Annotated in this window: 9 protein-coding genes; 7 read left to right on the top strand and 2 right to left on the bottom strand. The window is 72.9% G+C overall.

Annotation, left to right across the window (positions count from 1 at the left end; translation table 11 throughout):
• Positions 1-6: 6 nt before the first annotated feature.
• The 3 genes from VH969_RS26970 (at position 7) to VH969_RS26980 (ending at position 4,757) form a co-directional block, all read left to right on the top strand.
• Entirely contained in the window at positions 7-495 is a 489-nt protein-coding gene (locus VH969_RS26970; RefSeq protein WP_331979144.1) for a universal stress protein, read from the top strand.
• Positions 496-581: 86 nt separating this feature from the next.
• Positions 582-3,908: a pullulanase-type alpha-1,6-glucosidase gene (gene pulA, locus VH969_RS26975; RefSeq protein ID WP_331979146.1), complete on the top strand. Its 3,327-nt coding sequence runs from the start codon at positions 582-584 to the stop codon at positions 3,906-3,908.
• A 63-nt stretch (positions 3,909-3,971) separates the two neighbouring features.
• Complete coding sequence (locus VH969_RS26980; RefSeq protein ID WP_331979148.1) at positions 3,972-4,757, top strand: 3'(2'),5'-bisphosphate nucleotidase CysQ; 786 nt, start codon at positions 3,972-3,974, stop codon at positions 4,755-4,757.
• A gap of 43 nt (positions 4,758-4,800) precedes the next feature.
• Here the strand turns inward: VH969_RS26980 and VH969_RS26985 are convergent, their stop codons facing one another.
• Entirely contained in the window at positions 4,801-5,265 is a 465-nt protein-coding gene (locus VH969_RS26985) for an RrF2 family transcriptional regulator (RefSeq protein ID WP_331979150.1), read from the bottom strand.
• Between the two features lie 133 nt (positions 5,266-5,398).
• Here VH969_RS26985 and VH969_RS26990 point away from each other — a divergent pair, with 133 nt between their 5' ends.
• The 4 genes from VH969_RS26990 (at position 5,399) to VH969_RS27005 (ending at position 9,728) form a co-directional block, all read left to right on the top strand.
• Entirely contained in the window at positions 5,399-7,978 is a 2,580-nt protein-coding gene (locus tag VH969_RS26990; RefSeq protein WP_331979152.1) for an FAD/NAD(P)-binding protein, read from the top strand.
• A 144-nt stretch (positions 7,979-8,122) separates the two neighbouring features.
• Positions 8,123-8,647, top strand: a complete 525-nt coding sequence (locus tag VH969_RS26995) for a CAP domain-containing protein (protein ID WP_331979154.1) — start codon at positions 8,123-8,125, stop codon at positions 8,645-8,647.
• Between the two features lie 122 nt (positions 8,648-8,769).
• Positions 8,770-8,952, top strand: a complete 183-nt coding sequence (locus VH969_RS27000; protein WP_331979156.1) for a hypothetical protein — start codon at positions 8,770-8,772, stop codon at positions 8,950-8,952.
• A gap of 110 nt (positions 8,953-9,062) precedes the next feature.
• Positions 9,063-9,728, top strand: a complete 666-nt coding sequence (locus VH969_RS27005; protein WP_331979158.1) for a thiaminase II/PqqC family protein — start codon at positions 9,063-9,065, stop codon at positions 9,726-9,728.
• Here the strand turns inward: VH969_RS27005 and VH969_RS27010 are convergent.
• Entirely contained in the window at positions 9,725-11,785 is a 2,061-nt protein-coding gene (locus VH969_RS27010) for a diguanylate cyclase (protein WP_331979160.1), read from the bottom strand. The genes VH969_RS27005 and VH969_RS27010 overlap by 4 nt on opposite strands.
• Between the last annotated feature and the right edge of the window lie 101 nt (positions 11,786-11,886).

Raw genomic sequence — 11,886 nt, forward strand, 5'->3', positions numbered from 1 at the left:
ACAGCTATGCATGGTGGACCGGTCATCATCGGGTTCGACGGGACGCGCGCGGCGCTGCACGCGCTGGACGAGACCGCGCCGTTGCTGCTCGGGCAGCAGGTGCTCGTCGTCATGGTGTGGGAGGCGGGCAAGGCGATCGACCTCGCCGAGAACCCCTCCACCGGGTTCGACCACCCCGTCCAGAGCCTCGACCTCAGCGGGGCGTTCGCGGCCGACCAGGCCGCGTACGAGGCGGCCGTGCGCATCGCCGAGCGCGGGGCGCAGTTCGCGACCAACGCCGGGCTGAAGGCCGAGGGGCTGGCGGTCGCCGACGCGGGCACGGTCGCCGAGACGCTCTTGAACCTGGCCGTCGAGCGCGACGCGCGCGCCATCGTCGTGGGCACCCACTCGCACGGGCGCGTCAGCGAGGTCCTCTTCGGCACGACCACCCGCGCGGTGATGGAGCACGCCACCTGCCCGGTGCTCGTCGTCCGCGAGAAGCCCCGCAACGGGTAGCCCGAACGCCCGATTGACGCGCGCGAATCCCCGGGCAGAGTGTGAGCTGACCTGCTCCGCCCACGGGCCCAGCGTCGGGAGCCGCCGTGTCTTCGATCAGCCGCCGGGCCCTGGCCGGCATCGCCACCGCGGCCGCCGTGGTCGCGCTCAGCCCGGCCGTGCCCGCCGGCGCCGACCACACCCCACCGCCGAACGCGGTCTCCGTGCCCGGCTCGCACAACACCGAGATGGGCTGCCCCGGCGACTGGCAGCCGGACTGCGCGCAGGCCCAGCTCACCCAGGACCCGAACGACGGCGTGTGGAAGGGCACCTTCCAGGTGCCGGCCGGCAGCTACGAGTACAAGGCCGCGATCAACAACGCGTGGGACGAGAACTACGGCGCGGGTGGCGTCGCCGGCGGCGCGAACATCGCCTACGAGTCCGACGGGTCGGTCTCTTTCTACTACGACCACGCCACCCACTGGGTCACCAGCGACGCCCAGGGCCCGATCGTCACCGCGCCCGGCAGCTTCACCAGCGAGCTCGGCTGCTCCAGTGACTGGGCGCCCGACTGCATGCGCTCGTGGCTGCAGGACCCGGACGGCGACGGCGTCTTCACGTTCTCGACCACCGCGATCCCGGCCGGGCAGTACGAGGTCAAGGTCGCACACGGCCTGTCGTGGACGGAGAACTACGGCGCGGGCGGCGCGCGCGACGGCGCGAACATCCCGTTCACCGTGACCGCGGACGGCGACCGCACCTCGTTCTCCTACGAGCTCGCCACCCACGTGCTGACCGTCTCCGCCGGCATCGCACCGCCGGACCTGCGCTCCGCGCGGGCGCAGTGGCTGCGCCACGACGTGGTCGCCTTCGACGCGCCGGCGAACGCCGCGTCGTTCCGGCTCTACCACGCGCCCGACGGGGGGCTGGTCGCCACCGGCGAGGGCGTGTCCGGCGGCGACTCGCTGCCGCTGACGCTCGACCCGGCCGGGCTGCCGGCCGAACTTCGCACGCAGTACCCGCACCTGGCCGCGTACGACGCGCTCCGGGTGCCCGCGGCCGACGTCGCCGGACTGCTCACCGGCCAGCTCGCGGTCGCCGCCTACGACGCGGACGGCAGGCTCGTCGACGCCACCGGCGTGCAGGTTCCCGGCGTGCTCGACGACGTCTACGCGGGCGCGGCGGGCGAGCACCTTGGCCCGGCGTGGGCACACGGCACTCCGTCGCTCGCGTTGTGGGCGCCGACCGCCAAGAGCGTCGGCCTGCTGCTCGACCCCGCCGGACCGGCCGGCGAGCGGCGGGTCGCGATGACCCGCGACGCCTACGGCGTCTGGCACGCGCGGGGTGACCGCGGCTGGCGCGACGCCCGGTACGCGTTCGAGGTCGGCGTCTACGTGCCGGCGCTCGACGAGGTCGTCACGAACGTCGTGACCGACCCGTACTCGCTGGGGCTCACGACGAACTCGGCGCGATCGGTCCTCGCCGACCTCGACGGCCCGGCGCTGAAGCCGGGCGGCTGGGACCGGCAGCGCAAGCCGGGGCTGGCCCGGCCCGAGGACTCGACGATCTACGAGCTGCACGTGCGCGACTTCTCGATCACCGACGAGTCGGTGCCGGCGGCCCACCGGGGCACGTACCTCGCGTTCACCGACAGGAACAGCGCCGGCATGCGGCAGCTGCGCGACCTCGCCCGCGCCGGGCTGAACACCGTGCACCTGTTGCCCACCAACGACATCGCGAGCGTCGAGGAGCGCCGCGACGCGCAGCAGACGCCGTCGTGCGACCTCTCCTCGTTCGGCCCGGCCGCCGAGGACCAGCAGGCATGCCTCGACCCGATCCGGGACACCGACGGCTTCAACTGGGGCTACGACCCGCTGCACTACACGACGCCCGAGGGCTCGTACAGCACGAACCCGGACGGCACGACACGCACTCGCGAGTTCCGCCGGATGGTCGGCGCGCTCAACGACACCGGCCTGCGCGTGGTCATGGATGTGGTGTACAACCACACGCCGGCGTCCGGCCAGGATCCGCACTCCATCCTGGACCGGGTCGTGCCCGGCTATTACCACCGGCTGTCGGCCACCGGCGCGGTGGAGAACTCCACGTGTTGCGCGAACACGGCCACCGAGCACCTGATGATGGGCAAGCTCATGGTGGACTCCGTCGTCACGTGGGCGCGGGAGTACAAGGTGGACGGTTTCCGGTTCGACCTCATGGGCCACCACTCCAAGGCGAACATGCTGGCCGTCCGAGCCGCGCTGGACAAGCTGACCCCGGCGCGCGACGGCGTGGACGGCAAGCGGATCTACCTGTACGGCGAGGGCTGGAACTTCGGCGAGGTCGCCAACGACGCGCGGTTCGTGCAGGCAACGCAGCTGAACATGGCGAACACCGGCATCGGCACGTTCTCCGACCGGCTGCGCGACGCCGTGCGCGGTGGCGGCCCGTTCGACGAGGACCCGCGTATCCAGGGCTTCGGCACGGGCCTGTTCACCGACCCGAACGGCGCGGCGGTGAACGGCACGCCCGCCGATCAGCGGGCGCGGTTGCTGCTCTACCAGGACCAGATCAAGGTGGGCCTGGCCGGCAACCTGCGCGACTACCGGTTCACCGACCGCAACGGCGACGTCGTGCCGGGGTCCGGTGTGGACTACAACGGCCAGCCGGCGGGCTACGCGGGCGACCCCAGCGAGACGATCACCTATGTGGACGCGCACGACAACGAGACGCTGTTCGACGTGGAGCAGTACAAGCTGCCCCAGGCGACGTCGATGGCCGACCGCGTGCGGATGAACACGGTGTCGCTGGCGACGACCGCGCTCGCGCAGGGCCCGTCGTTCTGGCACGCGGGCAACGACCTGCTGCGGTCGAAGTCGCTGGACCGCAACAGTTTCAACTCGGGCGACTGGTTCAACCGGATCGACTGGACCCGCACCGAGTCCACCTGGGGCTCGGGCCTGCCCCCGCGCGGCGACAACGAGTCCAAGTGGCCGTACATGCGGCCGCTGCTGTCGGATCCGGCCCTGGCGCCGCGCCCGGCCGACATCTCCACCGCGCACCAGCGCGCGCTGGACCTGCTCGGGATCCGCTTCTCCTCGCCGCTGTTCCGCCTGGGCTCGGCGGCGGAGATCCAACGCCGGGTCACCTTCCCGGTAGGCGGCCCGGCCCAGACGCCGGGCGTGATCGTCATGTCCCTGTCCGACCGGGTGGGCCCGGACCTCGACCCACGCGCGGAAGGCATCGTGGTGGTGTTCAACGCCTCGGCCACGGCGACGTCGCAGACGGTGCCGTCACTGGCGGGCGCGCACTACCGCCTGCACCCGATCCAGGCGAGCGGCACGGACCCGGTGGTCCGCACGTCCACGTACTCCTCCGGCACGGGCACCTTCGCGGTCCCAGCCCGCACGGTGGCGGTCTTCACCACCCGCTGAGCAGCCACCCGCCCGCACATATGCTGGCCGTCCACGAGGACGTCCGGATGGTGGGGAGTGTCGATGGCGGTACCGCCCGAGCAGGCGAGTGAGCAGGTATACCGGGCGGCGCCGGATCCCGCGGACCACCGGCTGGCGCACGAGCTCGCCGTGGCCGCGGGGGAGTTGCTCGTCGGGATGCGGGGGGAGCTTCGGGGGCACGCGCTGCGGGCGGCGGGGGATCGGCGGTCCAACCGCTTCCTGCTGGACCGGCTCGGCGAGGAGCGCGGGGACGACGCCGTGCTGTCCGAGGAGTCGGCCGACGACGGGCGGCGGCTCGGGGCCAAGCGGGTGTGGATCGTCGATCCGTTGGACGGGACGCGGGAGTACGCGGAGCCGGGGCGTACGGACTGGGCCGTGCACGTCGCGCTCTGGGTGGACGGGTACCTCGCCGCCGGGGCGGTGAGCCTGCCCGCCACCGGGGCCGCCTACTCGACCTGGCAGCCGCCCGCCACGCCGGTCGCGCCGCGGGAGCCGGTCGTGCTGGTCAGCCGGAGCCGGCCGCCGGCCGTGCTCGATGCCGTGCTCGCGCGGTGGCCGGCGACGCCGGAGCCGATGGGGTCCGCCGGCGCGAAGACCGGGGCGGTGCTCGCTGGCCGGGCGAGCGCCTACGTGCACGGCGGCGGCCAGTACGAGTGGGACACCGCGGCGCCCGTCGCCGTGGCCGTGGCCGCCGGGTTCCGCGTCCGCCGGCTCGACGGGTCCGCGCCGCGGTACAACCGCGCCGACCCGTGGCTGCCCGACATCGTCATCTGCCACCCCGCCGCGGCCGACGAACTGTGGGCCGCTCTCGACGAGGCCGCCGCGTAGCCGCCACCGCGCGGGGCCGGGCGCGCGAAGAGCGGCCGCCGGGTCAGGTTCGGTAGCGCTGGTCGGCCTTGTACTGGTCGGCGAGCTCGGTCGCGGCCGGCGGTAGCTCGCCGGCGACCAGGTCCGCCAGGGTCACCCGCTCGAAGACCCACCGCAGGCTCGCCCGCGCCGCCATCCACACCTCGAGCAGCGTCTTCGCCGGGCCGGCGTACTCGAGCTCCGAGAACTCGCCGTCCCGCACGGTCACCAGCGGGCCGTCGACCGCGCGGAACACGTCCGCGATCGTGATCTCGCCGGGCGGGCGGCCGAGCTCGTAGCCACCGACCGGGCCGCGGGTGCTGCGCACCAGCCGCGCGCGCTTGAGGTCCGCCAGCACCCCGTGCAGGAACTTCAACGGGATCGCCTGCTGCTCGGCCAGCCGGGTGGCCGCGACCGGCCCGCCCGACGAGTCGGCGGCAAGTTGCGCCATCGCTCGCAGGGCGTAGTCGACCTTGGCAGTGACTCTCATCCGGCGGTCCCCCTTCGGGAGAACTTTAGTCCCCAATCATGCCGTCACACGCGCCACACATCGTGTTAGTCTCATACTCCGATAAATTCTATGAGAAAAGTAGAGATTACGAGCGGACCTGCTAGGAGGGCCGATGGGAACGTGCGGCGTGGCAGTGGTCGGTGCCGGTGCCGCGGGCGTGCTGACGGCGCTCCGCATGCTCGAACGAAACCTCGAGGTCGTCCTCATCGACCCCGCCGAGGACACCGGACGCGGCGTCGCCTACTCGACGCGCGAGCCCACCCACCTGCTCAACGTCCCCGCCGGCCGGCTCAGCGCGGACGACGCCGACCCCGGCCACTTCGCGCGCTGGGCGAGCGACCACCTCGGCCGCGCCGTCGATCCCGGCGAGTTCCTGCCCCGGCACCTGTTCGGCTCCTATCTCGGCGAGCTGCTGGGCGAGGCGGGGCGATGCCGCCGCGTGCACGACCGCGTGACCTCGGTCCGCCGGACGCGAAACGGCGTGACGCTGCGGCTGGCGGCCGGCGGCACGATCGACGCCGCCGCCGCGGTGCTGGCCGTCGGCGTCGCGGCGCCGGACTGCGGCTGGGCACCCGGCGAGCTCCGGAGCTCACCCGCCTTCGTGGCCGACCCGTGGGCGCCCGGCGCCGAGCTCGACGACGAGGGCGACGTCCTGTTCGTCGGCTCCGGCCTGACGATGGTCGACCTCGCCATCCAGCACGACCGTCCACAGCGGACGATGCATGTCGTGTCCCGCACCGGGCTGCTGCCGCGCCGTCACGTGCCGGGCCGGACGCCGCCGCGGCTCGACGTCGGCGGCGTGGCGGGCACGGACGGGCTGGACGCGGTGTGGCAGGCGGTGTCCGGCGGGCGCGGCTGGCGTGCCGCGGTCGACGGGCTGCGCCCGGCCACCGCCCGGATCTGGGGCGAGCTTTCCGACGCCGAGCGCGCACGGTTCCTGGCCGAGAAGGCCCGCTACTGGAACTGCTACCGCCACCGCATGGCCCCCGCGGCCGCCGACCGCCTCCGCGGCATCCGCCGGGCCGGCCGGCTGCGGATGCACACCGGCGAGGTCGTCGCCGCGCGACCGGACGGCGCGGGGCTGCGCGTCGAGCTGTCCACCGGCGAGGAACTCCGGGTGCGCTCGGTGGTCAACTGCACCGGCCCGAGCCTCGACCCGCGCCGGTCCGGAAACCCGCTGGTCGCGGCGTTGCTCGCGGACGGCCTCGCGACACCCGGCCCGCTCGGGCTCGGCTTCGCCACCGAGCCGGACGGCCGGCTCCCCGGTGCTCCACTGTGGACGCTCGGGGCGACGCGGGTCGGCACGTTGTGGGAGTCGACGGCGTTCCCGGAGATCCGCCAGCAGGCGGGCACGGTCGCGGCGTCCGTGCTGGAGTACGCGCGCGCCAGGCGCCCGGCACGGCCGCGCGACCGGTACGGCCTGCCGCTGAGCACGACCCGCGAGGCGGCCGAGGCGTTCACCGCCGGCATGGACCGGGTGCTGCGCGGCCAGCAGGACGCGCTCGACCTCCTCGTCGCCGCGACCGACGCCGACCCGGGGTTTGCGCTCGGCCACGCCGTGGTCGGCCTGCTCGGCCTCGAGTGGGGCGCACCGGTCGACGTCGAGGCGCGGGTGTGCGACGCGCAGGCGCACGCCCTGGCCGGTGACGCGCGGGAGCGGAGCTTCGTCGCGGCGGTGGCCGCCCGCGCGGCCGACCTGCACGCGGGCGGCCAGGCGCTGCTGCGCCACATCGAGGCGTTCCCGCGGGACGCGCTGGCCGTGAACGTCGCGGTGCCGACGATCTCGTTCGGCGGCATCACGAGCGACCGGGAGACGTGGGCGCTGGTGGAGCGGCTGCGGCGGGACTACGGCGAGGACTGGTGGTACCTGAGCCAGCTCGCGTTCGTCCGCCAGGACCAGGGCCGCTGGGACGAGGCCGAAACGCTCTCGGCCCGGGCGCTGGCGCTCGAGCCCTCCTCCGGCCACGCCGTGCACGCCCGCACGCATGTCTTCTACGAGACCGCCGAGCACAAGGCCGGCCTCACCTGGCTCAACGACTGGATCGGCAGGTGGGGGGACGCGAGTGACGGCCGCGTGCACTTCACCTGGCACGCCGCGCTGCACGAGCTGATGCTCGGTGACGACGCCGCGGTCCGGCGGCGCTACGATCGCGACCTCGCGCCGCCCGCGGTAGCCGGTCCCCGCGCGCTGGTCGACTCCGGGTCGCTGCTCTGGCGCTGCGAGATCACCCGGAACTGGGACGCCCGGGCCGGCGCCGCCGCGGTCCTCGGCGTCTCGCCGCAGGACATGCTGGCGCGGCCGGCGACGTCGTTCGCCGCCATGCACGCGGCGATCGCCATGGCCGCGGCCGGGGACGAGGACCGGCTGCACGCGCTCGCGGCCTACGCGGCCGGGCACGACTCGGACGTGTACCGGCAGGTCGTGGCGCCGCTGTGCGACGGCCTGGCGAACGTGGTCGCGAAGCGCTGGGATGCGGCGGTGACCGAGCTCGAGTCCGTGCGCCCGCACGTCGATCGGCTCGGCGGCAGCGCGGCGCAGCGCGAGGTCATCGAGGACACCTACGTGCACGCGCTCGCGTCGGCCGGACGGCACCTGAAGGCGGCGGCCGTGCTCTCCGCCCGGCTCGACCGGCGACCGCCGTCGCCGCTGGAGCGCGGCCGGCTGGCGGGGCTGCGGGCAGGCCCGGCGTAGGCAGCCGGAAGGTTCCGCCGCAGGTCGCACCGGGCGAGCCGTGTGCTGGTGCGGCCATGGTAAAGCGAGCCGTGAACCTCGCTGGCTACGCGAAGTGATCGGTTCGGTCTGCGAGAGTCACCCATTCGTGTTACCGTTCGAAACGTGACGTCGGGGCGTACACGCGGGCGGCTGGTTCCCGCGCTCCTTGCCGCCACGGTCGGCATCGTGGCCGCCGCGGCGGCGACGGTGGCGTACGGCATCACCGACTCGGCGATCTCCGACGGCGCTCCGGTCGCGATGGCCGAGTCACACTCGATGATGGAGGACGAGGTCGTCGACATCGCGAACCGCAAGCGCGCCGAGGCCGGATGCGAGCCGCTGTTCGTGGACGAGCGGCTCGACAACGCCGCCGAGGCACACAGCCGCGACATGGCCCGGCGCGACTACTTCGACCACACCACGCCCGAGGGCGTCACCTTCCGGGACCGGATCCAGACCGCGGGCTTCGCCAACCCCGGAACCGGCGAGAACATCGCGCGGGGGCTGCCGGACGCGAAGCAGGTCATGGCAAGCTGGATGGCGTCCGAGGAGCACCGCAGCAACATCCTCAACTGCGAGTTCTCCTACGTCGGCATCGGTCTCGACGAGGACGGCATGTACTGGACGCAGGATTTCGGCAAGGCCTGATCCATCCGTCCACAGTGGAGGAACAGCGGGAATTTCCGCCATATATGCGTGATCTTGGGTGCGTTGGGGTACTCGAACATTCGCCGGCATGGGCAAAGTCGGTCGAAGATCGGGGTCGGGTCATGAACGAGCACAGCTTGCACCACTTCGGGAGTTATCGCACACGTACGGTCGCGCGGCGGCGGCAGGTGCACGCCGCCCGCCGGCGGATGGCCGGGATGCGCGCGCGGATGGCGGAACTGCGTGCCACGGCGGCGATCGACGACGGCCAGGACGAGATGCCGGGTGGCGAGAGTCCGAGCTGAGCCTCGTCCGGTCGGCGGTGGGCGATGGTCCGCCGCCGACCGGTCCGCCGACTTGATCTAGGCTGCGGAACGGTCGTAGTTCCAAGCCGGAGTCGGGAGGAGTTCGCGCGGTGGCTGGGTCCGCACGAGAGTTGCTGGAGTCGATTCGCGAGGAATTGGCGCCACTGGAGGGCGACAACCGTCTGGTGCCGTTGATCGAGAAGGGCGACGCCCCGCGTTCGGTGTTCGCCACGATCGCCGGCGAGGAGTCGCACATCTGTCGCAGCGACTGGCGCAGCATGCACCTGCTGGCCTCGCGGTACGAGGAGCGCAACGCCCGCGAGTTCTTCGCCGGCCTCGCCGCCGGGGAGGGCATCGCACTGACCAAGCTACCGGCGCTGGCCGCGGCCGGTGGCATGGACGAGGACGGCCTGCGCGCCTACGAGCCGATGGCGGGCTGCCAGGCGTACCCGGCCTACTTCGCGTGGCTCGCGATGAACGGCGAGGCCGCCGACGTCATCCTCGGCGTCGTCGCGAACTTCGGCGCCTGGGGTGACTACTGCGGTCGGGTCGCCCGGGCGATGCGGGAGAAGTACGGCCTCGACGACGAGGCGTGCGCGTTCTTCGACTTCTTCGCCGAGCCGATCCCGGACGCCGTCGAGCAAGCCATCACCGCGGCGCAGGCCGGCATGGACGCCGGCCGCGGCGACGAGCGCACCGCGCACCGGTACGGCCGCCTGTTCCAGGCCTACGAGCTGATGTTCTGGAACACGATCGCGGACCAGCTGGACTGTTAGCGCGGCGTCGGCGCGGGGAGTCGCTCCAGCGTGCCCAGGCGGCCGGCTTCGTGCAGGCGTAGGAAGGCGTCGACCACGTCCGGGTCGAACTGGCAGCCCCGGCGGCGGAGCAGCTCCTCGCGGGCCTGCTCCTCGGTGCGGGCCGCCTGGTGCGGACGGTCGGCGAGCATCGTGGCCCACGAGTCGCACACCGAGACGATCCGCGCCTCCAGCCGGATCTGCTCGCCGGCCAGCCGGGCGGGGTAGCCCTCGCCGTCGAAGTGCTCGTGGTGCTGGCGGACCACGTCGGCGGCGACGGCGAGACCGGGCACCGCGGCGAGCATCCGGTAGCCGTCCTCCGGGTGCCGCCGCATCTCCCGGCAGTCCTCTTCGGACAGATCGCTGGGCCTGGCCCAGATCTCCCTGGGCACCATGATCTTGCCGACGTCGTGCAGCTGGCCGCCGAGTGCGGCGTGCCGGACCCGGTCGTCGTCGAGGCCGAGCTCGATCGCGGTCAGCGCCGCCCATCGGCTGACCGCCCGGCTGTGCTCCTGACCGGACTGCCAGGCGTCGACCACGTCGGCGATGTGCTGCAAGTAGGCGATCATGCCGGTGGTTCCGTCAGGTGCCGCGGTGGCGGACCCGACGTCGATGCGGTTGCGCCCGTGGCACTTGGCCACGTACAGGGCCCGGTCGGCAGCCAGCACGAGCTCGGCCGGGGTGGTGCCGTGCAGCGGGAACGTGGCCGTGCCGACCGAGATCGTCACCTCGACCGAGCCGCCCTCGCCGACCGCGACCGGGCTGCCGCTCACCCGCCGGCGCAGCCGCTCCGCGATCACCAGCGGGTCGTCCGCGGACGCGCCGCGGACGATGATCGCGAACTCCTCGCCGCCGTAGCGGGACAGCACGTCGTCCTGCCGGATCCCGTGGCGCAGCCGCGAGGCGATCTCGACGAGCACGCGGTCTCCGCCGGGGTGGCCGAACGAGTCGTTGATCGACTTGAAGTGGTCGACGTCCGCGATCAGCACGGCGAGCGACGACTTCGCCCGGCGGGCGTGCGCCACCTCGGTGGCCAGCCGGGTCTCGAAGTAGCGCCTGGTTCGCAGCCCGGTGAGCACGTCGGTGATCGCGAGCCACCGCTGCTGGGCCACGAGCACCGCCAGCCGGACGATCGTGAGCAGGAACAGCAGCCCGCACGCCACCGCGATCACGGGGATGTCGTCGTAGTGGCCCCGCGCGTACTCGACCAGCAGCGTGGCCGGCGCGACGAGCGCGCCCACGCACAGCGCGACGATGCGCAGCGGCCCCGGGCCGGGGTCGTGCACGAGGTCCGCCGGCTCGCCGACCCGGGACATGGTCGGATGCAGCGCGGCCGCGCCGAGCACGAGGTTGCCGGTCAGCCAGATCGCGTCGAGGTAGTTCCCCGTCGTGTACGTGCCGCTCAGCTGCTGGAGCACGTAGACGCTGTCCGCGGCGAGGATGGCCAGCAGGTTCGCGGACAGCAGGAAGAACGCCGCCGGCCTCCGGCCCACGCCGAGGATCAGCCGCAGCGCCACCGCGAACATCGCCAGGTCCATCATCGGGTACGCCAGCGACACGATCTTGGTCAGCGTCGGCACCTGCGCCTGCGCGGTCGGCGTCATGATGTAGAGCCAGGAGAGCATGCCGGCGACGACCGCGAGCAGCGCCGCGTCGAGCAGGCTGGGCAGGTCGCGGCCGGGCGTGCGCAGCCGGATGAGCAGCAGGAGACCGGCGACGACCATCGGATAATGCGCCAGGTACAACGCGTCGGCCAGCGCGGGATATCTCGTGTCGCCGGTCAGATAATGCATGACGTAGAAACTGGTGTCGGCGGCCGCGTAGACGACCTGGCCGAGCCCCAGCAACAGCCACGGCAGCATCGGCTCGGGCCGGTAGCGGTAACAGCCGTACAGCACGGCGACCGCGGACGAGGCGCTGACCAGGCAGTATACGAGAACCTTCACGAACGCGGGCGCATCGAGCGAGAGCGCGAGGAAATAGCCGACCACGACGGCGAGACCGACCCCCAGATATGCCGCCCACGTGCCTTTCCGCACGGTCGCCATCGTCCCTTCGCCGCCCCGCAGACGTTCGCCTGTCCCTTCGACCTTAGCGACACCGGCTGACGGCGTCGCACGCCCCCGAGCAAACCTTTGCA

It is taken from the genome of Actinophytocola sp., from assembly GCF_036555685.1.
Taxonomy (GTDB): domain Bacteria; phylum Actinomycetota; class Actinomycetes; order Mycobacteriales; family Pseudonocardiaceae; genus Actinophytocola.

Bases quoted from the DNA above. Each gene is read 5' to 3' on its own strand.
- VH969_RS26970 (WP_331979144.1), top strand. From the start codon at position 7: ATGCATGGTGGACCGGTCATCATCGGGTTCGACGGGACGCGCGCGGCG.
- VH969_RS26980 (WP_331979148.1), top strand. From the start codon at position 3,972: ATGGCGGTACCGCCCGAGCAGGCGAGTGAGCAGGTATACCGGGCGGCG.
- VH969_RS26985 (WP_331979150.1), bottom strand. From the start codon at position 5,265: ATGAGAGTCACTGCCAAGGTCGACTACGCCCTGCGAGCGATGGCGCAA.
- VH969_RS26990 (WP_331979152.1), top strand. From the start codon at position 5,399: ATGGGAACGTGCGGCGTGGCAGTGGTCGGTGCCGGTGCCGCGGGCGTG.
- VH969_RS27000 (WP_331979156.1), top strand. From the start codon at position 8,770: ATGAACGAGCACAGCTTGCACCACTTCGGGAGTTATCGCACACGTACG.